The sequence below is a fragment of the Rhizobium sp. BK591 genome, from assembly GCF_014195045.1.
Lineage (GTDB): Bacteria > Pseudomonadota > Alphaproteobacteria > Rhizobiales > Rhizobiaceae > Rhizobium > Rhizobium anhuiense.
Map to the genome: position 1 here is coordinate 83,787 of NZ_JACIAZ010000001.1, position 26,235 is coordinate 110,021.

General features: G+C 60.6%; 23 protein-coding genes and 1 pseudogene. 14 read left to right on the forward strand and 10 right to left on the reverse strand.

Going from position 1 to position 26,235, the window contains the following annotated elements:
• Nucleotides 1–21 precede the first annotated feature (21 nt).
• A complete protein-coding gene (locus tag FHX10_RS00345; protein ID WP_025554583.1) occupies nt 22–1,047 on the reverse strand; it encodes an RluA family pseudouridine synthase in 1,026 nt (341 codons plus the stop codon).
• Nucleotides 1,048–1,090: 43 nt separating this feature from the next.
• Between FHX10_RS00345 and FHX10_RS00350 the strand changes: the two genes are divergently transcribed.
• The gene (locus FHX10_RS00350) at nt 1,091–1,477 is read left to right on the forward strand and encodes a hypothetical protein (RefSeq protein WP_025554582.1); all 387 of its coding nucleotides are present in this window, start codon (nt 1,091–1,093) and stop codon (nt 1,475–1,477) included.
• 7 nt (nt 1,478–1,484) lie between these two features.
• Nucleotides 1,485–2,309, forward strand: coding sequence for a TrmH family RNA methyltransferase (locus tag FHX10_RS00355; RefSeq protein ID WP_025554580.1), 825 nt, complete (start codon nt 1,485–1,487; stop codon nt 2,307–2,309).
• Nucleotides 2,310–2,355: 46 nt separating this feature from the next.
• Here the strand turns inward: FHX10_RS00355 and FHX10_RS00360 are convergent, their stop codons facing one another.
• Entirely contained in the window at nt 2,356–3,522 is a 1,167-nt protein-coding gene (locus FHX10_RS00360; RefSeq protein ID WP_025554579.1) for a hypothetical protein, read from the reverse strand.
• Nucleotides 3,523–3,638: 116 nt separating this feature from the next.
• Nucleotides 3,639–4,226, reverse strand: coding sequence for a DUF1134 domain-containing protein (locus tag FHX10_RS00365; protein ID WP_025554577.1), 588 nt, complete (start codon nt 4,224–4,226; stop codon nt 3,639–3,641).
• Nucleotides 4,227–4,420: 194 nt separating this feature from the next.
• On the opposite strand from FHX10_RS00365, the gene chpT reads away from it, so the two are divergent.
• A complete protein-coding gene (chpT, locus tag FHX10_RS00370; RefSeq protein ID WP_025554576.1) occupies nt 4,421–5,068 on the forward strand; it encodes a histidine phosphotransferase ChpT in 648 nt (215 codons plus the stop codon).
• A 121-nt stretch (nt 5,069–5,189) separates the two neighbouring features.
• Complete coding sequence (locus FHX10_RS00375; protein WP_010069020.1) at nt 5,190–5,552, forward strand: response regulator; 363 nt, start codon at nt 5,190–5,192, stop codon at nt 5,550–5,552.
• Between the two features lie 225 nt (nt 5,553–5,777).
• On the opposite strand, the gene ctrA is transcribed toward FHX10_RS00375, so the two are convergent.
• Entirely contained in the window at nt 5,778–6,479 is a 702-nt protein-coding gene (ctrA, locus tag FHX10_RS00380) for a response regulator transcription factor CtrA (protein WP_003542362.1), read from the reverse strand.
• 436 nt (nt 6,480–6,915) lie between these two features.
• Here ctrA and FHX10_RS00385 point away from each other — a divergent pair, with 436 nt between their 5' ends.
• Complete coding sequence (locus FHX10_RS00385) at nt 6,916–7,266, forward strand: hypothetical protein (RefSeq protein WP_003542353.1); 351 nt, start codon at nt 6,916–6,918, stop codon at nt 7,264–7,266.
• A gap of 202 nt (nt 7,267–7,468) precedes the next feature.
• Here FHX10_RS00385 and FHX10_RS00390 read toward each other — a convergent pair whose 3' ends face one another.
• On the reverse strand, nt 7,469–7,747 hold the full coding sequence (locus FHX10_RS00390) for a GNAT family N-acetyltransferase (protein ID WP_025602725.1): 279 nt from the start codon (nt 7,745–7,747) through the stop codon (nt 7,469–7,471).
• A 55-nt stretch (nt 7,748–7,802) separates the two neighbouring features.
• Here FHX10_RS00390 and FHX10_RS00395 point away from each other — a divergent pair, with 55 nt between their 5' ends.
• Nucleotides 7,803–8,348, forward strand: a complete 546-nt coding sequence (locus FHX10_RS00395; RefSeq protein ID WP_174824507.1) for a paraquat-inducible protein A — start codon at nt 7,803–7,805, stop codon at nt 8,346–8,348.
• A 23-nt stretch (nt 8,349–8,371) separates the two neighbouring features.
• Here FHX10_RS00395 and FHX10_RS00400 read toward each other — a convergent pair whose 3' ends face one another.
• The 3 genes from FHX10_RS00400 to cysQ form a co-directional block, all read right to left on the reverse strand.
• A complete protein-coding gene (locus FHX10_RS00400) occupies nt 8,372–8,647 on the reverse strand; it encodes a DUF1153 domain-containing protein (protein WP_007533628.1) in 276 nt (91 codons plus the stop codon).
• A gap of 1,210 nt (nt 8,648–9,857) precedes the next feature.
• Nucleotides 9,858–10,583 carry a sugar transferase gene (locus FHX10_RS00405; protein ID WP_025554731.1) on the reverse strand — a complete coding sequence of 242 codons (726 nt, stop codon included), beginning with the start codon at nt 10,581–10,583 and terminating at the stop codon, nt 9,858–9,860.
• A gap of 642 nt (nt 10,584–11,225) precedes the next feature.
• Nucleotides 11,226–12,023: a 3'(2'),5'-bisphosphate nucleotidase CysQ gene (gene cysQ, locus FHX10_RS00410; RefSeq protein ID WP_025554733.1), complete on the reverse strand. Its 798-nt coding sequence runs from the start codon at nt 12,021–12,023 to the stop codon at nt 11,226–11,228.
• Nucleotides 12,024–12,572: 549 nt separating this feature from the next.
• Here cysQ and FHX10_RS00415 point away from each other — a divergent pair.
• From FHX10_RS00415 to FHX10_RS00440, 6 genes are all read left to right on the forward strand, one after another.
• Nucleotides 12,573–13,475, forward strand: a complete 903-nt coding sequence (locus FHX10_RS00415) for a branched-chain amino acid ABC transporter permease (RefSeq protein WP_025554735.1) — start codon at nt 12,573–12,575, stop codon at nt 13,473–13,475.
• A 4-nt stretch (nt 13,476–13,479) separates the two neighbouring features.
• Complete coding sequence (gene livM, locus FHX10_RS00420; RefSeq protein WP_025570336.1) at nt 13,480–14,871, forward strand: high-affinity branched-chain amino acid ABC transporter permease LivM; 1,392 nt, start codon at nt 13,480–13,482, stop codon at nt 14,869–14,871.
• On the forward strand, nt 14,871–15,746 hold the full coding sequence (locus FHX10_RS00425) for an ABC transporter ATP-binding protein (RefSeq protein ID WP_025554934.1): 876 nt from the start codon (nt 14,871–14,873) through the stop codon (nt 15,744–15,746). The genes livM and FHX10_RS00425 overlap by 1 nt, the downstream gene beginning before the upstream one ends.
• A complete protein-coding gene (locus FHX10_RS00430) occupies nt 15,746–16,489 on the forward strand; it encodes an ABC transporter ATP-binding protein (protein WP_025554932.1) in 744 nt (247 codons plus the stop codon). Before FHX10_RS00425 ends, FHX10_RS00430 begins: the two co-directional genes overlap by 1 nt.
• Before the next feature lie 19 nt (nt 16,490–16,508).
• On the forward strand, nt 16,509–16,862 hold the full coding sequence (locus tag FHX10_RS00435) for a DUF6867 family protein (protein ID WP_025570339.1): 354 nt from the start codon (nt 16,509–16,511) through the stop codon (nt 16,860–16,862).
• A gap of 120 nt (nt 16,863–16,982) precedes the next feature.
• Nucleotides 16,983–18,098, forward strand: coding sequence for a branched-chain amino acid ABC transporter substrate-binding protein (locus FHX10_RS00440; RefSeq protein WP_025570341.1), 1,116 nt, complete (start codon nt 16,983–16,985; stop codon nt 18,096–18,098).
• A gap of 284 nt (nt 18,099–18,382) precedes the next feature.
• Here the strand turns inward: FHX10_RS00440 and FHX10_RS00445 are convergent, their stop codons facing one another.
• Together FHX10_RS00445 and FHX10_RS00450 are read right to left on the reverse strand one after the other, a co-directional pair.
• Nucleotides 18,383–19,300 carry a DNA-binding response regulator gene (locus FHX10_RS00445; RefSeq protein ID WP_025570343.1) on the reverse strand — a complete coding sequence of 306 codons (918 nt, stop codon included), beginning with the start codon at nt 19,298–19,300 and terminating at the stop codon, nt 18,383–18,385.
• Complete coding sequence (locus FHX10_RS00450) at nt 19,293–22,679, reverse strand: ATP-binding protein (RefSeq protein ID WP_029868139.1); 3,387 nt, start codon at nt 22,677–22,679, stop codon at nt 19,293–19,295. The genes FHX10_RS00445 and FHX10_RS00450 overlap by 8 nt, the downstream gene beginning before the upstream one ends.
• A 179-nt stretch (nt 22,680–22,858) precedes the next feature.
• Between FHX10_RS00450 and FHX10_RS00455 the strand changes: the two are divergent.
• Nucleotides 22,859–24,752: pseudogene (locus tag FHX10_RS00455) on the forward strand (phosphatase PAP2 family protein).
• A gap of 188 nt (nt 24,753–24,940) precedes the next feature.
• On the forward strand, nt 24,941–26,233 hold the full coding sequence (gene urtA / locus FHX10_RS00460) for an urea ABC transporter substrate-binding protein (protein WP_025570349.1): 1,293 nt from the start codon (nt 24,941–24,943) through the stop codon (nt 26,231–26,233).
• The last annotated feature ends 2 nt before the right edge of the window (nt 26,234–26,235 follow it).

Sequence of the window (26,235 nt, forward strand, 5' to 3'; positions counted from 1 at the left end):
TGTGAGTTGGAAGAGGGGTCTCTATCGCCGCAGTGCCTCGACCAATTCCACCATATCATCCGGCAGCGGCACTTCGAAATGCATGATTTCGCCGGTGCGGGGATGCTCGAACTGCAGCATGAAGGCATGCAGCGCCTGGCGGTCGAAACCGTTGACGACCTTACGGATCTCTTCGGGCAGAAGATTGACCTTGGTCTTGAAGCCGGCGCCGTAAACCGTGTCGCCGAGCAGCGGATGGCCGATATGGGCCATGTGGACACGGATCTGGTGGGTGCGCCCGGTTTCGAGGTGGCACTCGACCAGCGAGGCGAACGCGGTGGCGTCCGGCTTTTCGTGGAAGCGTTCGACCACCGTGTAGTGCGTGATCGCCTCGTCGGCGTCATGACTGTCGGGGCGCTTGACGGCGCGGCGCGTGCGATCGCCGGTGGCGCGGCCGAGCGGCGCGTCGACGGTGCCCGTCAGCGAGCGCGGCCGGCCCCAGACGACTGCCTGGTAGGCCCGCTCCAGCGGCATGGTGCGGCCGTGGTCGGCAAATTGAAGCGAGAGGTGGCGATGGGCGATGTCGTTCTTGGCGACGACCATGACCCCTGTCGTGTCCTTGTCGAGACGGTGGACGATGCCGGGGCGGCGCACGCCGCCGATGCCGGAGAGCGTATCGCCGCAATGGTGGATCAGTGCGTTGACCAGCGTTCCTGTCCAATTGCCGGGACCGGGATGGACGACGAGACCGGAAGGCTTGGAGATGACGATGACGTCGTCGTCCTCATGGAGGATAACGAGCGGGATGTCCTCGCCCTGCGGCGTCGGGTCTTCCGGCTCGGGCAGCGTGATCTCGAAACTATCGCCGGTGCGCACCTTGCGCTGCGGGTCGGTGACGGGTTCTCCGCGCAGAAAAACCTGGCCGTCCTTGATCAGCGCCTTGATGCGGCTGCGTGAAAATTCCTCGCCAACCTGCGCCGTCAGCCAGGCGTCGAGCCGGCCTTCGGCGGTTTCATCGGCAGTCAGGACTTTTCTATTGCCGGCTGCTTGTTTAAAGGGGTCGCTCAAGACGCTTCTTCTCCGACGTATTTTTTTAGAACGGGACGCACAGATGACAGCAATCGAGCCAGACGACCAGGAAGAGAAGCCCCTTGATCCGGCGATGGAAAGTGTCCGGCGCAAGATGGTCCGCCTGCAGATCGTTTCCGGCGCCATCATGTTCGTGAGCCTTATGGCGGTCTTCGGTGCCGTTGTCTACAAGACGATGCGCGACGATCCGAAGGAGACGGCAGCAACCGTTGCCGCCTCCGGCGTGCCCTCGGATGCGCCGCTTGCCGCGACCGTTTCTCTGCCGCTCGGCTTCAAGGTGCAGTCGACCTCGTTGTCTGCCGGGCAGATCCTGTTTTACGGCGAAACCGTCGAGGGCAAGAACAAGGCCCTGGTCTTCGACCTCAGGACCGGCCGTACCGTCGCCGACGTCACCGTCGCGGGCAATTGAGGTCGGCATGGCCGCCGTCCCGATCGCCATCGACAGCGCCGACGATCCGCGCCTCGCCGAATTCCGCGACATAAGAGAGCGCGACCTGACGGGTCGCGAGAACCGCTTCATCGCCGAGGGCACCGTCGTGCTGCGCATGCTTGCCGAGGCGCATGCGGGAGACCGCGGCTTTTTCGCCGAAAAGATTCTGCTGCTGCGCAATCGCGTCGAGGGCGTGCTGCCCATCCTGGAGCGGTTTCCGGCCGATGTGCCAGTCTATGTCGCCGAGGCCGATGTGCTTAACGGCGTCGTTGGCTTCCATCTGCATCGCGGCGTTCTCGCGCTCGGCCGGCGGGAGGATGGCGGAGAGGGTGCCCTTCTCGCGGCGCTGCCGGAACGGGCGCTGGTGCTGGTCGGCTGCGGCATTTCCAATCACGACAATGCCGGCTCGATGTTCCGCAATGCGGCCGCCTTCCGGGCGGATGCGGTGCTGCTCGACGAAACTTCCTGTGATCCGCTTTACCGCAAGGCGTTGCGTGTTTCGGTCGGTTCGGTGCTGAGCGTTCCACATCGGCGCGGCGGCAAGGCGCTGGATGTGCTCCTGGCGCTTGCCGAACGGGGCTTTGCCATCTGGACGCTTTCGCCGCACGGCAAGACCGATATACGCGCCATTCCGGCTTCAGCGCGCATGGCGCTGGTCGTCGGCACGGAAGGGGAGGGCTTGCCCGAGGCGCTGCTTGCGCGTTTCCAGAGCGCCCGCATTCCACAGTCGGAGGACCTCGATAGCCTCAACGCTGCGACGGCGACGGGGATCGCGCTGTTTTCCATGGCTTCCGCGATGGCGCGGATCTAACCGGGGTTATCTGGCAGATCGGCATGATGGCGCGCCGCCGCGCGTCCTATCGGACGCGCTCGGGATCGGCGATGATTGCGGCCGCCCTGTCGGCAAGGCTGATGCGATCGTTTGGGTTCTTTTCCGCGGTATCCGCCAGCAAGGTACGGATCGGCGAGGAGGGACCTTCGTTGAGGGCGGTCAGCGCCACCATGTTGGCGGCGATCGAGGCGATCTCCTCGCGGATCGCGCCATCGCGCCCGGATACCGCCTTTGCCTTCTGCAGGCGCTCGGCAAGGGCGGCGCTGCGTGTGCGGACATCCTCGCCGATCTCGGCGATGACGTCGGCGGTGTCGAGCGCGGATACTGTCGTGTCTTCGGCCGTCACTTCCGCCGGCAGCTCGGCGGCCATCCCGGCAAGGCCGGCGTCGCGCAGCACCCGGTTGACCTTGCGGATCTCGGCATTGGCGGCCTTCAACTGTTCCTTCAACTTGGCAATCTCCTGCAAGCGGCGGGCGACCAGGGTTTCCTTTTCGGCGGCGGAAGCGCTCTCGCGCGCGGCCTTGTCTTCCAGGCGGATCACCATATGCTGCTGCTGCGTCAGTTTCTGTTCGGCGTCCCTGGCGCGCTTCTGCAAGAGAGTCACGTCCTGGCGTAAGGTATCGCGTTCGTCACGCAGCGCGTTGGCGCGGAATTTCAGGCTCTCCGCCTCGGTGTCGCGCGCGGCCAGGTCGATCCTCAGCCCATCGGCCTGTTCACCGAGCTTGCTCAGTCGCGTCCTCATCGTCGCCAGTTCGCTTTCCTTATTGGCAGCGGACTGCTCGGCAATATGCAAATTGGTCTTCAACTGGCTGATATAGTTCTCGTCCTTGCGCAGATGCGAGCGTTGCTCGGCCGCTTCGACATGCATCTCGCCGATCTGGGCCTGCAATTCGCCGATCTCGGCGGCAAGCCTGCCGGCGTCGACGGCGAGTGCATCATGGCGAAGCTGGAGCGACAGGGATTTCTCGCGCTCACGCAGAAGGTCCTGGGTGGTGCGGGCGTTCTCGGCGGCATAGAGCGCGCGGACCATATCCTTCTGGGCGCGAACTTCCTGCGGGCTCAGCGGCATGGTCGCCTTCAGCCGGTTCTCGGTATACCAGACGATGCGGCGATGAACGGCGGGCGAGACCAGAAAGACGAGGAACGCCGCGGTCAGGAAGCCCAATCCGAACAAGAGAGCATATTCGATCACGGCGCGGCCATCGGTAAGAAGGTTGATACGGGGTCAGCCGCGATGATTAAGCGCGCATGATGCGCATGGCAAGGCCGCCGGTGCGGGCGGCCGCGGATTCCAGCGGCTTGGCGGCCTCAGAAGGGGTTCCAGGTTGGCGCCTGGGTGATCTTGAGATAGCCGACATTGACACCCAGGCGGGCGCCGACACCGGTGCGGATCGGCACGACCAGCACGTCGTTGTTCTTGAGCAGCGTCATGCCGAAGCCGGCGATCACATAGGCCGAGCCGCTGACGCCGCCGAAGCGGGCATAGATGCCGTTGATGGAGGGCAGGTCGTAGACCAGCATCATCACCCGCGAGCCTTGGCCGCCGTAATCGAGGCCGAGCGAGGGGCCTTGCCAGTAGAGATTATGTTCGCCGGCATTCTTGGTATTCAGCTGGCCTTCGCCGTAGGTCAGACCGGCGATGAAGGCGCCGCCGCCTTCCTGTCCGAGGATATAGCCGTTCGGCAGGCCGTATTTCTGGAAGGCGCTCTCGACCACTTTGGCAAGCCCGCCGCTGGCGGAGCCGAAGAAGGAGTGGCCGGCATCGACGATTTCCTGCATCGTGTACTGGCCGTTGTCCTGGGCGGCGGCCGGCCCGGCAACCATCAGCGAGGAGAAGACGAGGGCCGAAAGCAACCTGCAGAAGCCGATGAATCGGTGCGGAATTTGAGGGCGCATGGTGTCATCCGTTCGTCGTTTGGCTGAGAGCGGGCAACCGCTCGCGGCGATTGGTGCATTTTGCGCCGATGATCTTAACAATCGGTTTACCAAATATGGTGTCATTATGGCATCGAGTACGATCGCAAACTTCGCGCAATTTTGATGAAGCATATTCCGGGCGCGATGAAATTGCCGCCCCTCAGGAGACGATGATGTCCAAGAACCCCAATCTCACCCTGTCCGGCCCGGATCTGGCCGCGCTTCTCTGCAGCCGCGTTTGCCACGATGTCATCTCGCCCGTCGGCGCGATCAATAACGGGCTGGAACTCCTGGATGAGGGTGGCGCCGATTCCGATGCGATGGACCTGATCCGCACCAGTGCGCTCAACGCTTCCGTCCGCCTGAAATTCGCACGCCTCGCCTTCGGCGCGTCGGGCTCTGTCGGCGCCTCGATCGACACTGGCGAGGCCGAGCGCGCCGCCAAGGATTTCGCCATCGCCGAGAAGAAGACCGAGGTGATCTGGAACGGACCGCGCGCCATCGTCGCCAAGAATCGCGTCAAGCTGCTGCTCAACCTCTTCCTCGTTGCCTATTCGGCCATTCCGCGCGGCGGCGTGCTTGAGGTAACGCTCGAAAATCCCGAATTCGATGCCAGGTTCACGCTCACGGCCAAAGGCAAGCTGATGCGCTTGCCGCCGAAATTCGTCGAGATATCGACCGGCACGATCGAGGAGGCGATCGACGCCCATTCGATCCAGCCCTATTATACCGTTCTTCTGGCGCAGGAGTGCGGAATGATGCTCGATCACAGCGCCAGCGCCGAAGAACTGGTGTTCACCGCGGTGGCTGCGGCCGCCTGATTTTTGCGCGTAAAACGAGTATCGGTGTTCGCGCGGTAACGATTCCTTAGCCTGATCGACCTATGCTTGGCTGCTGTTTAGAGGCCTTTGCAAGGACAGATGCAGGGGTAAAGGAGTCGCCATGCAGAGATTCATGATCACCGATAATTCGGACATCGTCCGCAAGGTCGGCAAGCGCATTCTCTCCGAACTCGACTTTCTCGTCAGCGAGGCCTCCAATGCCGGCGAGGCGCTGCAGCGCTGCCAAGCGGAGCTGCCGGAATATCTGATCGTCGATTCCGGCATGGAAGGCGCTCTCGACCTCATCGCCGCCATCCGCGCCATGGACGGCGGCAAAGAGGTCAAGATCTATTACTGCGTCGTCGAGGCGGATCTGAAGAAGCTGATGGCTGGCAAACGGGCTGGCGCCACCGACTTCCTGCTGAAGCCGTTCGATCGCAAGATCCTGACCGCCGTCTTCGGAAACCGCGCGATCGCCGCCTGACGGCAGATCTCATCCCGCCCAATCGGCGACCTTGGAGCATAATGCCGAAAGTGCAAGCGCGTTCGGCCGCCGCAACGCTCTATTTTTTTGACCGAAAGACAGGGAATTTCAGGCCGATCCAGCCTGAAATCCTCTCCGTCACGGCGGCTTGTTGTTGCCGGCAGAAACGAAAAATCCCGCCGGAAAGGCGGGATCTTCGTTTATCCGATAAGGGGGATCGGAAAATCAGGCGGTTTCGGCGTATTCGGCCCCATCCGGCTCGCGAAGAACGTAACCACGGCCCCAGACGGTCTCGATGTAGTTGGCGCCGCCGGCAGCGTTGGCGAGCTTCTTGCGCAGCTTGCAGATGAAGACGTCGATGATCTTCAGTTCCGGTTCGTCCATGCCGCCGTAAAGGTGGTTCAGGAACATTTCCTTGGTGAGGGTGGTGCCCTTGCGGAGCGAAAGCAGCTCCAGCATCTGGTATTCCTTGCCGGTCAGGTGGACGCGCTGGCCACCGACTTCGACAGTTTTGGCGTCGAGGTTGACGATCAACTCGCCGGTCATGATGACCGACTGGGCGTGACCCTTGGAGCGGCGGACGATAGCGTGGATGCGGGCGACGAGCTCGTCCTTGTGGAACGGCTTAGTCATGTAGTCGTCGGCGCCGAAGCCGAGGCCGCGAACCTTGTCTTCGATGCCGGCCATGCCCGACAGAATGAGGATCGGTGTCTTGACCTTGGACAGCCGGAGCGTGCGGAGCACTTCATATCCGGACATGTCGGGCAGGTTCAGATCGAGAAGGATGATGTCATAATCATACAGCTTGCCCAGATCGACGCCTTCTTCACCGAGATCGGTGGTATAAACATTAAAACTTTCTGATTTCAGCATCAACTCGATGCTCTGCGCCGTAGCGCTGTCATCCTCGATGAGAAGTACCCGCATAATTATCCCCTTTACCGCCGCCGAAAGGTGGTCTGGCCCCCTACACGATACCGAACACGCTACGTGATTTGGAAGCTGCCACGAAATGGTTAACAAATTCTAATTCACTCTGGCAAGGAGTATCGAATTTATTAAATAATTTTTCCATTTCTCTGTTTTCCAATAGGAATCTCAAAAAGGCTCTCCTCAACTTTTACATTAGGAAAAGGCGCTAAGTGATTCATCCGACTCGCCAATGAAAAGGTTCGAACTTCATGCCTCGGCATTTACCGACCCTTAAATCATCGGGCCTATCATTAACGATGCCCGTAAACGAAAGGTTACCAGCGGTAGGTATTTGTTAATATCGCAGGAAATTTTTTAGCAAACCGTGTCAAAGCGGCGCGCAGGGCGGTTTCAAGTTGAGCCGGGGTCTCGCATCACGGGAGTAATGCGTATGAAGTCGCGAGAGAGTCTCGTTCGCCTGAAGGAATTTCAGGTGAACGAAAAACGACGTCAATTGCAGCAGTTGCAGATGATGATGTCCGAATTCGAACGGATGACGAAGGATCTGGAGAGCCAGATCGTCGTCGAGGAAAAGAAGTCCGGTATTTCCGACCCGAATCACTTTGCTTATCCGACCTTCGCCAAGGCCGCGCGTCAGCGGGCCGATAACCTGCAGGTTTCGATCAAGGAACTGAAGATGCAGGAAGAGACGCTGGAAATGGCGCTCGAGGAGATGCAGGCGGAATATGCAAGGGCGACGGCGCTGGAAGAGCGTGACGGCGGCGCCCGCGCAAGGGCGTAAGAAAACGGCGGGCGCCGGCTTCGGCGCCCTGGGATCGCCACTGAGAAGCCATGTATGATGGGCACGCTGTCCGTCATACATGGCTTTTGGTGTTTGCCTGACGGTGTCACTCCCACCGGCGACGAGATTCGTCACCGACGGCGAGGATTTGCCTTATGGACGTCGTGCTCCCAAAACCGTTGCACGGTTTTGGGAGCACGCTTCAATTCACGACATCCTTCCATTCCGGATGGCGTTGCGCCTGCGCCTTGAAGAAGGGGCAAAGCGGAATGATCTTCCAGCCGCCGGTACGGGCTGCTTCCACAGCATGGAGCGCCAAGGCCTGGCCGACACCCTTGCCGCGCAGCGCATCGGGAACGGCGGTGTGATCGATGATGACGAGCGTCGGCGATGTGCGTGAATAGGTCATCTCAGCCTCATGCCCTTCGACCTCGGCCGCATAACGGCCGCCGGAGGCGCCTTCCTCATTTCGAATGTCCATTGTCTTTCCTCGCAGCGAATATTGTCGTAGCGGACCGTGACACGGCGGCGCGGTCGTGCCAAGCCGTGGAAGGAATAGGGACAGGAGACGGAGTGTTCATGCAAAATATCGGATCGATACGAGGCTCAGGGCAATGAGTGCACTTTCGATGATCCGTCCGGTCCTTCTCGTGGCGGCGCCGTTCTTCCTGGCACTCGGCCTGGTTTTGCCGCTGGTCCGTTTCGAGACGCTGTATTTTTTCGACAGGACGCCGTCGCTCATCGAAGTCGTCGTGTCGTTGTGGCAAGGCGGGGATGGGCTGCTGGCGGCGATCGTCGCACTGGTTTCGATTCTGCTGCCGCTTCTGAAGATGATCGGGATCGCTGCAGAGGCAACGGCCGCCGGCGGCGGGGCCGGCAGTCTGTTCTATCGTCGAGTCGTACCGCATCTGTCCAAGTGGTCGATGATGGACGTGCTGCTGGTTGCGATCGTCATTGCGGCGGCGAAGACGACGGGGCTGGCGGATGCTTTCACGCAGCCCGGTCTCTGGTGCTACGCGGCCTCGTCAATGATTTCGGGCCTTCTTCATTCCCTCATGGGAGATGCGTCCGGCCCGAAATAAATGTCGTCGATGCTGGGGATTGATCAGTGACGATATTGCTGGATGCGCGTGGTGCGCAGGCCGGCGAGACCGTGACTGTTGATCGACGATTGCCAGGAGAGGAATTCTTCGACTGTGAGCGTGTAACGCTCGCAGGCCTCTTCCAAGCTCAACAAGCCACCGCGGACAGCCGCGACAACCTCTGCCTTACGGCGAATCACCCAGCGCCGCGTATTGGGCGGCGGGAGATCCGCGATCGTCAGGGGGCTGCCATCGGGGCCGATGACATATTTTACTCGGGGACGTATCATTTCGGTCATTGGACTCTCTACACAACGCAAGACCACGAAGCCCACTCTAGCCTGCCACATTTAAAAATTGCCTAAACCCATCGTAAGACTTTGATAACAAATTTAGACGCCCCGCCCTGGTCGGTGATTGGCGGCGGCCGCCTGCCGTTACGTCAATTTGCAGCGCCTGCATGGGAGGCATGCCGGATAAATATCACCCCAATTTCCCTGGATGATCTTATCAGCGCGGCAACATAGGAATGAGGGCGAGACCCCTCGTCTCCCTTCTTTCCGCTGTATCGGTACTGTTCGTGCTTTTTGAACTTCGATCCTTTGGATGCGGGGGCAGAAGCCGTCTTTGCCGATCCTCAGGCGTGAGCTTCCTGCTGCCGGGCAGCGGGGCCGATCCGAAGCCGGCCATACGAGGATATGAAGATGACAAGACGTGAGCGCGCAGCCGACGACTGCGCTGTGGATGCGGCATTTTCGCCTTCTGAGGCCGATGGCGGCGGGTTTCGCTGAGCGACGGCAAGGAACGGCTTGGCGGGGTGGCGAAGCTTGCGGGCTTCGACTTCCATCTGTTCTCGGCTTTCCGGCGGAGAGACCCTACCGCCTTCACCGGAAACCGGTTGATCAGCACCTTGCCGCAAAGCCTTGTCGGTTTTTACGGGGTTGCCGATCTCTTCCATTGCAGCAAACTGGTGAACGAGATGAAACGACGATAATGCCGATCTTCTGCGAGGAGGGGGCGTTTGCGGGCAGTGCCGCCAATCGGGAAAACCGCCGTCTCAACACGCTCTTTCCGATGCTTGAGGTGAAGAACACCGTCGCCTTTCCGCCACCCGTCATTGACCTGAAACGATACATCTTCACCTTTTCAGGTGGCTGTCCCACTCCTCACACAGGAATGGGCGATGGTGCTGCTGTATGGGCGCATGGAGCTTCTAGGCTCGCGGCGCTGTCATACGCAGCCGCCCGAGCAACGACGAGATCGCGGTCGTTCTCGATCTCTCGTCGTATACGGTGGCGGGGTTATCTGAAGAGCGCGATCCGCAAGCTCGATTCGGTCAGCTGCAGACAGGCGGTTGCCACGGCATTCCAGTACCGGGTGCTCATAAAGCGCGTTGCACCGCGCTTTGGGTCTTTGTCCTATGCAGATCGCCCAAAACCGCTACGCAGTTTTGGGCGATCTGTGTAAGGCAGCAGATGTCTGGGCTGAAAAGCTTAAAAGCGGGGAAGCTTAGAAGCCCTTTCCGCCGGTCAGCTCCGACACGACGGTTCCAGCAATGATGCGCATATCCATCCAGATCGAAAAATTTCCGACGTAATAGAGATCGCTGACGATGCGGGCGCGTGCTTTGGCCGGACGGTCGGTCGGGCCGCGCAGGCCGCGCATCTGGGCAAGGCCGGTCATCCCAGGACGCATCGCGTGGCGCTGATGGTATTCCGGTACGAGCTCTTCGTAGAGCATGCCGCCGGCGCGCATCCCGATTGCATGGCAACGCGGACCGACGACCGACATATCGCCCAGCAGCACGTTCAGCAGCTGCGGCAACTCATCGATATTCGTGCGGCGCAGAATGGCGCCGATACGGGTGATGCGTGGATCGTTCTTCACCGTCTGGGCAATGCCGGAGACATCGCAGAGATCGGTGCGCATGGAGCGGAACTTGTAGACCTTGATGGCCTTGCAGTTCTTGCCCCAGCGGGTCTGCTTGAAGAGCACCGGCCCCGGGCTGTCGAGCTTGATCAGCAGGGCGACGAACAGGAGGAAAGGCGCGAGGACGAGGAGGGCGCTCAACGACGAAACAATGTCGAACGCCCGCTTCAGGACCAGATCCACCAGCGGCGCTTGGGGCGCATCGCTATGGATAACAGGGGTCTGGATCTTCAGGCTCGGCTGCTGGTGGCGGCTCGGCCGGAAGGACTCTGTCGAAATGCTGTTGTTTAGTTCCGTGATGCTCAAGGATCGTACTCTGTTGTCTTCGAGGGGCGCGGCGGCAATAGGCGATCAATGGTTAACCCTGTCACCAGGGCTGCACTCAGGTCTTGGTAACCCTACTAAAACGGAAAAATGCGACAATTGTGTAATGGTGTCCAGAGAAATATCGCATCGCAGCAAATCTTTCGCAATTGCGTTAAGTTGAGGCAAGCTCATGATATTTCGTTAATAATTGGAATTTTGTCAAAGTTTCTAGGCCCTTGGCAGGGGTTCGCAGGGGGCCGGCGGCGCGTCGTTTCGACACGTGACCCAGGTCTCTTAAGCGTATTTGTTAACGGAACACGAGGCGAAATTTTTGTGATGAGGATATCGATCACTGCCGAAGCCGTGTCGAAATGTGACAAAATCAAGGCGGGATTGATGGCGGGCAGCGTCTTGAAACGATGCAAAGCAACGAATTCGTCCCCAGACTCGCTTGATAAGGCCCGATAACGCGAATCACTTCACGGTTGGAAACGGGATCGCGGCCACGCTTCCAGGAGGGACGGCTTGCTCAGTTGGCGCGCGCCAGAGGCCGGCCGCGGATTGTCGCGACAGGTCTGAACTCATGGTTACGATGCAGAAGAATCGCGCCGCCTGCCGGTATTCAGCGATTTCTAAGGATGGTCACGCCGGTTCGAGGACGCGTTTCCTGCCGCCCCAGGAGATGAAGTTCGGGTTGGCGAAGTCGAAATCGGCGGCCTTTCCCGTCTTGCCGTAGGTCAGCAATGTTCCGTCCAGTGTCACCGTCGAGCCGCCGGCAGCACGCAGCACCGCATCGCCGGCCGCGGTGTCCCACTCCATCGTGCGGGTGAAGCGCGGATAGACGTCGGCCTTCCCTTCGGCCAGCAGGCAGAACTTCAGCGAGGAGCCGATATTGGTACATTTAAAGATCGCGTGGTCGGCGAGGAAGCTTCCGGTCTCCGGGCTGTTGTGGCGAAGGCTTGCAAGCGCCAGCCTGTCGTCCGGCTGTTCGCGCACCGTGATTGCACTGCGTGCGCTAACGGTGAAATCGTCGGCGACGACGAGCCTCTCGGCGTGGCCGCACTCTCCGGAGAAGGCAAGCCCGAGCGCCGGCGCATAGACGATGCCGGCCACCGGGGCGCCGTTCTCGATATAGGCGATGTTGACGGTGAATTCCTGCCGTCCTTCGACGAATTCACGCGTGCCGTCGAGAGGGTCGACCAGGAAGAAGCCTCGGCCGCTGATGTCGGGCACCTTGCCGGCAGCGACCGATTCTTCCGCCACCACGGGTATCTCGGGATAATCTCTGGCGAGATGAGTAAGGATGATGCGTTCGGCCTCCTCGTCGGCGACCGTGACCGGACTTGCATCCGCCTTCATGGCGACGGGGAAACCTTCGCGCAGGACCGTCATGATGGCCCTGCCGGCTTCGAGCGCCGCCTTTTCAAATGTCCTCAGCATTGTCCTTTTGCCGTTCGCCATGCGAGCCGAGCACCCCACTGTCGCTCGTCCGCAAACCATCCCTGTCACACCATATACCTATCAAAGATTGATATGGTGTTTCCCGTTGCGCTTCGCACCCTTACACGTAAGGCAGTGATGCTACCATAAGTTCCCAGTCCTGTCAGAGGAGATGGTGGTCGGTCGCTCATGAAATGGCATTCGGAAAAGCGCCCGGCCTGAGGTCTGAATTTGCGTCATCTTCCAATTTTGTGGAATAGCTTGCACAGCAGACGGCGCAAGAAATCGGTGGCAACATTGCCGAACTTTTAACCGCGCGGCGATTTCTGGCTAAAAATCCGCCGCTCCATGCCGTTTTTATGTGGATTTTGGTTCAAAACGAACCATTTAGCCCTGTTCTGACAAGAATCTGTCGGAATAAATCCTTTTTGTCTTCACATTTCCAACGAAACCGGTATGCATTCGGCCTATGAGGTTCCCTGAAACGGGGAACCAAAGAACCAAAAAGAGATGCAGTGTCTTCCGCTCGCATCCAGGGGAAAACGACATATGGAGTATTTCGTCCAGCAGCTCTTCAATGGGCTGACGCTCGGATCCATCTATGGCCTTGTGGCTATCGGCTATACGATGGTTTATGGCATTATCGGCATGATCAATTTCGCCCATGGCGACATCTTCATGCTCGGTGGTTTCGCCGCTCTTATCGTCTTTCTCGTCCTCACATCCATCTTCGCAGGTCTCCCGGTGGCAATTCTGCTGCTGGCGATGCTTGTCGTCGCGATGCTGATGACGAGTTTATGGAATTGGACGATCGAGCGCGTCGCATACCGTCCCTTGCGCGGGTCTTTCCGCCTGGCGCCGCTGATCACGGCAATCGGCATGTCGATCACGCTGTCCAACTTCATCCAGGTGACGCAGGGTCCGCGTAACAAGCCGATCCCGCCGATGGTGAGCTCGGTCTACCAGTTCGGCAACATCTCGATATCGCTGAAGCAGATCATCATCATCGCGATCACGGCGGTGTTGCTGACGATCTTCTGGTATATCGTCAATCATACTTCACTCGGCCGTGCCCAGCGCGCCACCGAACAGGATCGCAAGATGGCCGCATTGCTCGGCGTCAATGTCGATCAGACGATCTCGATCACCTTTGTGATGGGGGCGGCGCTGGCTGCTGTCGCCGGCACGATGTATCTGATGTATTATGGCGTCGCTTCGTTCGCCGACGGCTTCACGCCGGGTGTGAAGGCATTTACCGCAGCCGTTCTCGGCGGCATCGGGTCGCTGCCGGGCGCCGTTCTCGGCGGGCTGATGATCGGCCTCATCGAATCGCTGTGGTCGGCCTACTTCACCATCGCGTACAAGGATGTCGCGACCTTCGCCATCCTCGCTTTCGTACTGATCTTCAAGCCGACGGGTATCCTGGGGCGGCCGGAAGTCGAGAAGGTATAACGTCATGGCAAACATTGAGAATTCTGCAGGCAAGCCCGATGCCGGACTTGTCCGCAAAGGCCTTACCGAAGCCCTTTTCGCCGCTGTCCTGTCGTTCGGCATGTTCGTTCTCTATGTCGGCCTCAAGACCGACCAGAATATCAACAACGAGCTGATCATCGTCCAGCGCTGGGGATTGCTTGCAATCTTCGTCGCCGTTGCCGCGATCGGCCGCTTCGCCATGGTCGTTTTCATCAAACCGAATATCGACCGTCGCAAGCTCTCGAAGGCGCGCGAGGGCGAGCTCGACATCTCGACCGAGAAGGGCTTCTTCCGTCGGCATTTCCTGAAGATCTCGCTGATAGCACTGCTGCTCTATCCCGTGGTGATCGTGGCGTTGGTCGGCGCTCAGGGCTCGCTGAAATGGGTCGATAATTTCGGTATCCAGATCCTGATCTACGTGATGCTTGCCTGGGGACTCAACATCGTCGTTGGCCTGGCCGGCCTGCTCGATCTCGGTTATGTCGCCTTCTACGCGGTTGGCGCCTATTCCTATGCATTGCTGTCGAGCTATTTCGGCTTTTCCTTCTGGGTCTTGCTGCCGCTTTCCGGCATCTTCGCAGCCCTCTGGGGCGTCATCCTCGGCTTCCCGGTGCTGCGCCTGCGCGGCGACTACCTCGCCATCGTGACGCTTGCCTTCGGTGAAATCATCCGCCTCGTGCTCATCAACTGGACTGACGTGACCAAGGGCACTTTCGGTATCTCGAGCATTCCGAAGGCGACACTCTTTGGTATTCCCTTCGATGCGACGGCCGGCGGCTTTGCCAAGCTCTTCCACCTGCCGATGTCGTCTGCCTATTACAAGATCTTCCTCTTCTATCTTATCCTGGCGCTCTGCATGCTGACGGCCTACGTCACCATCCGGCTGCGCCGCATGCCAATCGGGCGTGCCTGGGAAGCGTTGCGCGAAGACGAGATCGCCTGCCGTTCGCTCGGCATCAACACGGTGACGACCAAGCTCACCGCCTTTGCGACGGGCGCCATGTTCGGCGGGTTCGCCGGCTCGTTCTTCGCAGCCCGCCAGGGCTTCGTCTCGCCGGAATCCTTCGTCTTTCTGGAATCGGCCGTCATCCTCGCCATCGTCGTTCTTGGCGGCATGGGGTCGTTGACCGGCATCGCGATCGCCGCGATCGTCATGGTCGGCGGCACCGAGGCGCTGCGCGAAATGGACTTCCTGAAAGCGGTCTTCGGGCCCGACTTCACGCCGGAACTTTACCGCATGCTGCTCTTCGGTCTCGCCATGGTCGTCGTCATGCTGTTCAAGCCGCGCGGTTTCGTCGGCTCACGTGAACCGACTGCCTTCCTCAAAGAGCGCAGGGCAATATCCGGAAGCTTCATCAAGGAGGGCCACGGTTGATGAGCCCCGTTATCAATACAATGTCGAGCGATACGCTTCTCAAAGTTGAACACCTGTCGATGAAGTTCGGCGGCCTGATGGCCATCAACGACTTCTCCTTCGAAGCCAAGCGCGGCGATATTACTGCGCTGATCGGGCCGAACGGTGCCGGCAAGACCACGGTCTTCAACTGCATCACCGGCTTCTACAAGCCGACGATGGGCATGATCACGCTCAACCAGAAGAGCGGCAAGCAGTACCTGCTGGAGCGTCTGCCGGACTTTCGCATCACCAAGGAAGCCAGGGTGGCGCGTACTTTCCAGAACATCCGGTTGTTCTCCGGTCTGACTGTTCTAGAAAACCTGCTCGTTGCCCAGCACAACAAGCTGATGAAGGCATCGGGTTATACCATCCTCGGCCTTATCGGCGTCGGTCCCTATAAGCGGGAAGCGGCCGGAGCGATCGAGCTTGCCCGCTTCTGGCTCGAGAAGGCCGACCTGATCGACCGCGCTGACGACCCTGCCGGCGATTTGCCTTATGGCGCCCAGCGGCGTCTGGAAATCGCTCGCGCCATGTGCACCGACCCGGAGCTGCTTTGCCTGGACGAACCGGCTGCAGGCCTGAACCCGCGGGAATCGGCAACGCTCAACGCGTTGCTGCAGAATATCCGTGCTGAAACCGGAACGTCGATCTTGCTGATCGAGCATGACATGTCGGTGGTCATGGAAATTTCCGACCACGTCGTCGTTCTCGAATACGGCCAGAAGATTTCCGATGGCACGCCGGATCACGTGAAGCACGATCCGAAGGTCATCGCGGCCTATCTCGGTGTCGAGGATGAAGAAGTGGAAGAGGTGATCGCGACCGTCGAGCAGCTCGAAGGAGGCGCAAACTGATGGGCGATGAAGTAATGACGGGTCAACCGCTCCTTCAGGTGAATGGCGTCGAAACCTATTATGGCAATATCCGTGCACTGGCCGGCATCGATGTTCACGTCAACAAAGGCGAGATCGTCAGCCTGATCGGCGCCAATGGCGCCGGCAAATCGACGCTGATGATGACGATCTGCGGCAGCCCGCAGGCCCGCACCGGTTCGGTCGTCTTCGAGGGCCGCGAAATCACTCGCATGCCAACTCATGAAATCGCCCGCCTGCGCATCGCGCAGTCACCGGAAGGCCGCCGTATCTTTCCGCGCATGACGGTTCTGGAAAACCTCCAGATGGGCGCCGGCCTCGACAATCTCAAATACTTCGCCGAGGACGTCGAGAAGATCTTCACGCTCTTCCCGCGCCTCAAGGAACGCCATGCCCAGCGCGGCGGAACGCTTTCGGGCGGTGAGCAGCAGATGCTGTCGATCGGCCGCGCCCTGATGGCGCGCCCGAAGCTGCTTCTTCTCGACGAACCCTCGCTCGGTCTTGCGCCGCTGATCGTCAAAGGCATTTTCGAGGCGATCAAGAAGCTCAACGAGGCAGAGGGGTTGACCGTTTTCCTCGTCGAGCAGAACGCCTTCGCCGCCCTCAGGCTGTCGCACCGCGCCTACGTGATGGTGAACGGCAAGGTGACGATGAGCGGCTCCGGCAAGGAGCTTCTCGCCAATCCCGAGGTCCGCGCTGCCTATCTCGAAGGCGGAAGACACTAGGTCGAAAGGAGAGTTTGATATGCAGGGACTTTTCTTCGAAGGCGATGCCGGCTCCCTTGTGGCGATCCGCGTCATCGTCGTGCTCTTGGGCTTCTGGACGGCTTGGCGTGCCGGCAAAGCGGTCGCCGAGAGCTGGAACAACTATCCGCTGGCCGTCGTCTACACCTTCCTGTTGGCCTGGGCGATGCAGTTCCTGCACCACGCCCTGTTCAACGGGCCGATGCTCGACGCTTTCTACTACATCATCGATTTCGTGACGCTGCTGGTCTTCTCGACGGCCGGCTTCCGCTACCGCCGCACCAATCAGATGGTCAACAACTATTACTGGCTGTACGAAAAAACTTCCGCGTTCTCGTGGAAGGACAAACATTGACAGTCCGTTGAAACTAGGCATGAATTGCCTTCCGAGTGGAACAGCTTCCCTGGTGCAGTCAATGGTGGGTAATGCGCCGGGTCTTGGACCGAAACCCGCCCAAAAATTGGGAGTAACAATATGAAGAAGTCTCTTCTGTCGGCAGTGGCTCTGACGGCGATGGTCGCCTTCAGCGGCAACGCTTGGGCCGACGTCCTCATCGCTGTCGCTGGTCCGCTGACTGGTCCGAACGCCGCATTCGGCGCTCAGCTTCAGAAGGGTGCCGAGCAGGCGGCTGCCGATATCAACGCCGCCGGCGGCATCAACGGCGAGCAGATCAAGCTCGAGCTCGGCGACGACGTCTCCGACCCGAAGCAGGGCATTTCGGTCGCCAACAAGTTCGTTGCTGACGGCGTCAAGTTCGTCATCGGCCACTTCAACTCGGGCGTTTCGATCCCGGCTTCGGAAGTTTATGCCGAAAACGGCATCCTCGAAATCACCCCGGCCGCAACGAACCCGAAGTTTACCGAACGGGGCCTCTGGAACACGTTCCGCACCTGCGGCCGTGACGACCAGCAGGGCGCCATCGCCGGCAAGTATCTTGCCGACCACTTCAAGGACGCCAAGATCGCCGTCGTTCACGACAAGACCCCCTATGGTCAGGGCCTTGCCGATGAAACCAAGAAGGCGATGAATGCCGCCGGTCTCACCGAAGTCATCTATGAAGGCATCAATGTCGGTGACAAGGACTTCTCCGCCCTCATCGCCAAGATGAAGGAAGCCGGCGTCTCGATCATCTATTGGGGTGGTCTGCACACGGAAGCCGGTCTCATCATCCGTCAGGCAGCCGACCAGGGCCTGAAGGCGACGCTGGTTTCGGGTGACGGTATCGTGTCGAACGAACTGGCCTCGATCGCTGGCGACGCAGTCGCCGGTACGCTGAACACCTTCGGTCCCGATCCGACGCTGAACCCGGCCAACAAGGAACTCGTCGAAAAGTTCAAGGCCGCCGGTTTCAATCCGGAAGCCTACACGCTCTATTCCTACGCTGCGATGCAGGCGATCGCCGGTGCCGCCAAGGCTGCCGGTTCGACAGACGCAGAAGCCGTTGCAACGGCCATGAAGGAAAAGGGTCCGTTCCCGACCGTTCTCGGCGACATCTCATTCGACGAAAAGGGCGACCCGAAGATCCCCGGCTACATCATGTATGAGTGGAAGAAGGGCCCGGACGGCAAGTACAGCTACTTCCCGCAGTAAGCTTCGCTTCCCCAATATGGGACATGACTATCGAAGCCCGGTTCCGACCGGGCTTCTTTTTTTGAATGTTTACATTCTCTTTCCTGGTTTGCTCGGCGTCACGAGGCCGAACCGATATGCCGGAGGCGTTACGGCGGATGGAGAACTCCGGGCATCGCCACGGAAGAGACGCGGACTGCCACGCTGTGTCAGGTATGTCTGCGAACACCTGTCAGCTATGTATCAGGGCCGTACAACAGGTGGGGAGATGGCCGGTAGGCCAGAGGGGGACTTTTGATGTTTCCTCACATCTCGTGCAGCACATGCGTTGCCTTTACGGCGGCTGATGCCCGGTTCTCGACGCCGAGCTTCACGTAGATCTGTTCGAGGTGCTTGTTGACCGTGCGCGCCGACAGTCCCAATATTTCGCCGATGTCGCGGTTGGCCTTGCCTTTGGCGATCCAGAGCAGCACTTCGGATTCGCGCTGGGTGAGCGAGAAGCGCTGGCGCAGCACCTCGTCGTCGCTGCGCTGATTGGCGGCGGTGAGGCGGAAGAGATATTCGTCGGGACCGATCGCGCCGAGGAAGGCGAGCTGGAGCGCCGCCTGGCCGGCATGGGCGATCGAGATGATGCCGTCACGCACTGCGGCGACGCGGTCGCGCATCCAGCCGGCGATATGGCGGACGACGATGTCCATGCCGTCATCGCTGCCCATGGCGGCATTGACCAGCCGTGTCGCTTGCGGCGTCGACCAGTGGATGGCGCCGTCGCCCTTGACTGCCAGCAGATGGCGGCCGGCTGCATCCAGCGCGATGCGGGCGCTTTGGGCCGAGCGAGCGTTGCGCAGATGCACGCGGATGCGGGCGCGCAGCTCGTCGATGTTGATCGGCTTGCTGAGATAATCGACGCCGCCGGATTCCAGCGCGTGCACGACATGCTCGGTTTCGGTCAGGCCGGTCATGAAGATGACGGGCACCTGCGCCACCGCGGCATTCGCCTTCAGCCGGCGGCAGGTCTCGAAGCCGTCCATGCTGGGCATCACCGCGTCGAGCAGGATGAGATCGGGGGTGATGCGCTCGACGATACCGAGCGCCGCCGCGCCAGATGTGGCGATCAGCACGGAGAAGCCGGACTGTTCGAGCGCGTCGGTCAAGAAGCCGAGCGCTTCGGCTGAGTCGTCGACGAGCAGAACTATGTCGCGGGGCAGGGCCGGCTCAGCCAATGGATTCCACCTTTTCGTCGAAGTCGTGCAGGAAGGTCATGAAGCCGGCGAGATCGAAGGCGGCGACATAGACGCGAAGCTGCTCGGTGAATGGCTGATTTGCCTCCACCTTGGCAAGATCCGAAAGCTTGGCTTCGATGCCTCTGATATAGCCGATTTCGCCAAGCCGCAGCAATTCCTGCACATGGGCGGCACCTGGGCTCAGCATCGGCGCTTCGATCTTGACAGGAATGGCAGGCGCGGCGTCGGCATAGATCCATTTCAGCCCAAGATGCAGGGCGAGCTTGTCGCGCAGTTGGCGGATGTCGACCGGCTTGCCGATCGCGTCGTTGTGGCTGTCGTCACTGTCGATCAGAGCGGCCGCGTCGCCGATATTGGCCGAAAGCATCAGCACTGGCGCCGTCTGACCGGCCTCGCGCAGACGCGAGACGAGCTGCCAGCCATTCATCCCGGGCATCAGGATGTCGACGAGGAAAAGATCCGGTATGATGCCCTCGATCAGCGTCAGGCATTCGCCGCCGCCTGCCGCCGTCAGCACGATGAAATCGAGAGGCGCCAGGATTTCGCGCATCATCTCGCGATGGTCTTCGTTGTCGTCGACGACGACGAGCGTGCGCCGCAGGCCGTCGTAGCCGGCGATCCGCTTTTCCTGCGGTGCCGCGGCCGCAACGCGCATGACGGCAGACAGCATCAGCCGCACGCGGAAGGTCGAGCCTTCGTCCTTCACGCTCGAAACCGAAATCTCGCCGCCGAGCGTGTTGGTCAGAAGCCGGGTGATGGTGAGTCCCAGGCCGAGCCCCGGCATCGGCCGCACGCTTTCGGCCTCGCCGCGCTGGAAGGGTTCGTAAATGCGGGGCAGGTCTTTCTCTGTAATGCCGCGGCCGGTATCGGCGACGGTGAAGGTCGCGACCTGGCTGCGATAGCCGACATCGAAGGTGACGCTGCCTTCGTCGGTGAATTTGATGGCATTGGAGAGCAGGTTGACGAGGATCTGGCGCAGGCGCTTTTCGTCGGTGCGGACGAATTGCGGCAGAGCGGCTGAGCGCTCGTGGATGAAGGCGAGCCCTTTTGCCTGCGCTTGCGGGCGGAACATATCGACGATCTGGTCGAGGAAATCCTGGATGTTGATCTCGTTGGAATAGACCTGCAGGCGGCCGGCCTCGATCTTGGAGATATCGAGCAGGCCGTCGATCAACCCGGAAAGGTGTTCGGCGCTGCGGCGGATGACCTTGATCGAGGATTGGCGCGGCGCCGGGATGGTCTCGTCGCGCTCGAGAATCTGGGCATAGCCGAGCACGGCGTTCAGCGGCGTGCGCAATTCATGGCTGAGCCCGACGACATAGCGGCTCTTGGCGCGGTTGGCGGCCTCGGCCGTCTCCTTGGCATTCTGCAGGGCGGCGTCGGTCTTCTTGTGGGCGGCAATTTCCTTGAGCAGCAGCGTGTTCTGGCGCGAGGATTCCTCCTCGGCGACGACGCGGCTGTCATGGGCGAGCACATAGAACCAGCAGACGACGCCTGAGATCACCGAGAAAACGAAGAAGACGATGAGGATCGTCCGGTTGACGACCTCGGCCGTCTCGGGTGAGGCGGCGGCGACCTGATGGGCGATCATCGCCAGGATCGCGCCGATCGCGGTCAATGCCAGCACGACGGCGATGCCGTAACGGCCGAGGCGCGTCGTCAGCTTTCCGACAATGGTATCCGGCAGCAGCGCCTTGGCGACGGTGCCGACCTGCGCGTTGAAACGGGCGGCCGGCTTGCACATGTCGTGGCAGCGGCTGTCGAGTGAGCAGCAGAGCGAGCAGATCGGTGCGGCATAGGCCGGGCACCAGGCCATGTCCTCCGGCTCGAACGGGTGTTCGCAGACCGAGCAGGTGATGTTCGTCAGGTTCTTCCAGCTCTGGCGCGGCTTGCGGGCGAGATAGAATTTGCCTTTGGTCGCCCAGGCGATGACGGGCGACGCGATCAACGCGATGACCAGGGTGATATAGGGAGCGAGCGAGGCGGCGATCTCGCCGAAGGCGCCGAAATGGGCAATCAGCGATACCGTTGCCGACAGCGTCATGGCGCCGAGACCGACGGGATTGATGTCGTAGAGGTGGGCGCGCTTGAACTCGATGCCGGGGGGAGCCAGCCCCAGCGGCTTGTTGATGAACAGATCGGCGGAGATCGTGCACAGCCAGGCCATGGCGATGATCGAGAAGATGCCGAGCGTCTCCTCCAGCAGCCGGTAGATGCCGAGTTCCATCAAAAGCAGGGCGATGGCGACGTTGAAGACCAGCCAGATGACACGGCCGGGGTGGCTGTGGGTCAGCCGCGAGAAGAAATTCGACCAGGCGAGCGAGCCGGCATAGGCGTTCATCACGTTGATCTTCAGCTGCGAGATGACGACGAAGGCGGCCATCAACAGCAGCGCCGCATTGTGCCAGGGGACCATGTAGCCGAAGGCGGTCAGATACATTTGCGCCGGGTCGGCGGCGCGGTCGAGGGGGACGCCCGAGGTGAAGGTGAGCACGACCAGGAAGGAGCCGGCAAGCAGCTTCGGCGCGCCGATGATGACCCAGCCGGGGCCGGCCAGAAAGACCGCCAGGCGATGGCGCCACTTGCGCTGCGGGTCCGGCGGCAGGAAGCGCAGGAAGTCGGCCTGTTCACCGATCTGCGACATCAGCGCCAGGATGACGGCGGAGGCCGCGCCGAACTCGACCAGATCGAATTCGGCGATGGTGCCCGGCGGGCCTGAGGCGTGGCGAATGCCGGCGAAGGCGCGCCAGAGATCGAATTTTTCCCAGTCCAAAAAGGCGATGAAGATGAAAGGCAGGATATTCAGCACGATCCAGAAGGGCTGGGTCATCAGCTGGAACTTGCTGATCAACCGCACGCCGTGCGTCACGAGCGGGATCACCATGACGGCGCTGATGATGTAGCCGATCCAGAGCGGGATGCCGAGGGTAAGCTCCAGCGCCCCGGACATGATCGATGCCTCGATCGCAAACAGCATGAAGGTGAAGCTCGCATAGATCAGCGAGGTGATGGTCGAGCCGATATAGCCGAAGCCCGCGCCGCGCGTCAGGAGATCGATGTCGACGCCGTGGCGGATGGCGTAGCGGCTGATCGGCAAGCCGATCGCCAACATGGCGATGCTGGCGACGATAATGGCATAAAAGGCGTTGGTGGTGCCGTAGGAGAGGGTGATCGCACCGCCGATCGCCTCAAGCGCCAGAAAGGAAATCGCGCCGATCGCCGTCTGCGAGATGCGCTGCGAGGAGAAATGGCGGGCGCTTTTGGCGGTGAAGCGCAGCGCGTAATCTTCCAGCGTCTGGTTGGCGACCCAGCGATTATATTCGCGTCTTACCGGAATGATGCGTTGGCGCGCTGCCATGTCTTCCTTTCGGCATTCCGGTTGGGGCTCATCGTCTCTCCGGCAGTTTTGGCGGGATGGGCGGGAAAGGCAAGAGGCGGGTGCCGGCTGGTTCACAGAATGGCAATATTTTTGCAATTGATCTGTCACATAAGCGCTCTAACTCTCCCGGCGTTCGTTCAACCATTTCGGGTATCACCATGTCTGTTTTAAGCCTTTGCCGCCTGAGCACCGCCCTTGTCTGCCTTCTTTCCATCGTGCCATCGCTTGCCAGCGCCGAGCAGGCCACGGCGGCGAAAGTTCCTTATGCGGAGGCTGGAAACACCAACAAACGTGGTGACGCCTGCTTCTCGACGGCGGACACCAATGCCGCCGTTCACCTCCTCTCCGGCTTCCTCGAAATCTGGACCCCGCGCACGCCTTTCGTCGATGCGGGTGTCGAAGCCCCGGCCAAGGACAATTGTCCGGCAGTCGCCAAGACGGATTGGGACGGTATTCCCGCCAGCAAGACCGACGGCCATATCGTCAACCAGGCCGTCCATGACGCCAACATCGCCTATGTCGTCAATGCGACGCGGGCGCGGACGGCCGATCAGGCGTTGGCCGCCTATCTCGACGATCGGCGCGGCAAGAATGCCAGCATCGTCGATGGTCTCGGTCCGCTGACGGATGCCTGGAAGGCCGGCTCGAAGCAGACCACCACGATCACCGAGGTGGCGGCTGATGCGACGACGGTCAAATACGACGATAAGGGCAACAATCGCGGCGCCGGCAGCAAGCCGGACGCGGAAAACAAGACCGATGCCAACCCGGACATGGGCCTTGCGATCGACTTCATCAACGCCGCAAGCGGCGACGGTTCGACGGAGCCTGCCAAGCGCTATTTCAAATATGGCCGTCCGTATCGCTGGAGTCGGGACGTGTCGGTCGTCCCGACGCTGGAGCCCGCCAAAAGCGTCAAGCCGGTCGAAGACGGCGGTTTCCCGAGCGGGCATACGGCGGAAGCCTGGCGGGATGCACTGGCCATGGCCTATCTCGTGCCGCAGCGCTTTCAGGAAATGATCACGCGCGCCAGCGAACTGGGTGAAGACCGCATCCTTGCCGGCATGCATTCTCCTCTCGACGTGATGGGCGGCCGCATGCTCGGCACCGCCACGGTCGTCTACAATCTGAACAAGGCCGACATCTCAGCGCTGAAGAGCGATGCGTATGCCCAAGCGCAGGCATGGCTCATCGCCAAATCAGGCGTTGCGGATGCGGGTGCGCTCGAAGTCGCCGCGCATGCAGCGCCGCTCGCGGCAGACCGTTTCGCCGATCATGACGCCAACCGCGCTTACGTACTGAAGCGCCTGACCTACGGCCTGCCGACGATCCATGCGACCGATCAGCCGGCTCGCGTGCCGCAGGGCGCCGAAGCGCTTCTCGAAACGCGTCTGCCCTATCTGGACGGCGCGCAACGCCGTGACGTGCTTGGCACAACGGCGATTGCATCCGGCTATCCGCTCATCGACGACGCGGAAGGCTACGGCCGTCTCAACCTGTTTGCCGCCGCCGATGGCTATGGCGCGTTCGAGCAGGATGTCACCGTGACGATGGACGCGGCAAAGGGCGGTTTCAATGCGATCGATACCTGGCGGAACGGTATCGGCGGCAAGGGCAAGCTGGTGAAGCGCGGCAGCGGCATTCTCGGGCTTTCGGGCACCAACAGCTATGCCGGCGGCACCGTGCTGGAAGATGGCGTGCTGGTGGCCGGCTCATCCTCGGCCTTCGGTACCGGCGGGCTGACGGTCAATGGCGGTTCGCTCGTTCTGGCGGCCGACCGTGAGCGGCGATTATCAGCAGCTCGCCAATGCGACAGCGAAGCCGACGCTCGGCGCTAACGGCGCAGGCGCGCTGGTCGTCGCAGGCAAGGCGGTGCTGGCCGGCGATCTCGACGTGACGCTTGCCGATGGCTATGCCCCGACGCCGGGAACGAAGATCGAGATCTTGAAGGCGAATGCCGTGACCGGCACCTTCGGCAAGCTCACGGTCTCCGGCCACAAGGCGAGCCTCTCCTACAGTCCGACAACGGTTACCTTGACGATCGACGGATAATTTCCGGTATCGAGCGGACAGGGCGTCGCTGCTGTGGGATGCCCTTCCTGCCCCGGCCTGTCTGTTTGACCCCCGCACCTACGTCATTTTGCGTATGTGTTTTTGCGCTGCAGCACCCGATAGTCCCTTAAGCAACAGTTAATCTCCGTTTCCGGCCTGTTGCGGAACAAGAAGAGGGGCTCAACCTGATGAATCTCAAAACCACTATCACCGGTGCTGCGCTCGGCGCCGTCATGGCGGCATCGGCCGCTTTCAGCGGGGCGATTGCCGCCGACGACACGATCAAGGTCGGCGTATTGCATTCGCTCTCCGGCACCATGGCGATTTCCGAAACGACGCTGAAAGATGCCATGCTGATGCTCATCGACGAGCAGAACAAGAAGGGCGGCCTTCTCGGCAAGAAGCTCGAGGCCGTCGTCGTCGATCCGGCTTCCGACTGGCCGCTGTTTGCCGAAAAGGCACGCGAACTGATCGAAAAGGACAAGGTCGCTGCCGTCTTCGGTTGCTGGACTTCGTCTTCGCGCAAATCCGTGCTGCCGGTCTTCGAAGAGCTGAACTCGCTGCTCTTCTACCCGGTGCAGTATGAAGGCGAAGAATCCTCGCGCAACATCTTCTACACCGGTGCGGCTCCGAACCAGCAGGCGATCCCGGCCGTCGACTACCTGATGAACACCGAAGGCGTGAAGCGCTTCGTGCTCGAAGGCACCGACTACGTTTATCCCCGCACGACCAACAAGATCCTCGAAGCCTATCTCGAAGCCAAGGGCATTCCGAAGGAAGACATTCTCGTCAACTACACGCCGTTCGGTTTCTCCGACTGGCAGACTGAAGTCGCCAAGATCAAGGAATTCGGCTCGGCCGGCAAGAAGACTGCCGTCGTCTCCACCATCAACGGCGACGCCAACGTTCCCTTCTACAAGGAACTCGGCAACCAGGGCATCAAGGCAACCGATATTCCCGTCGTCGCCTTCTCGGTCGGTGAAGAAGAGCTTGCCGGTCTCGACACCAAGCCGCTCGTTGGCCATCTCGCCGCCTGGAACTACTTCGAGTCGGTCGAAAGCCCGGCCAACAAGAAGTTCATCAAGGAATGGCATGCGTTCACCAAGAACGACAAGCGCGTGACGAATGACCCGATGGAAGCCGCCTATATCGGCTTCAACGCCTGGGTCAAAGCTGTCCAGGCTGCCGGCACCACCAATACCGATGCCGTTCTCGACAACATCATCGGCGTCACCGTTCCGAACCTCTCCGGCGGCTATGCCACCGTCATGCCGAACCACCACATCACCAAGCCGGTGCTGATCGGTGAAATCCAGGCCGACGGCCAGTTCGAAATCGTCCAACAGACGCCTGCCGTCGTCGGCGACGAATGGTCGGACTACCTGCCCGACTCCAAGGACCTGATCTCCGATTGGCGCAAGCCTATGTCCTGCGGCAACTTCAATGTCGCGACCGGCAAGTGCGGCGGCAAGGGCTCCTGAGC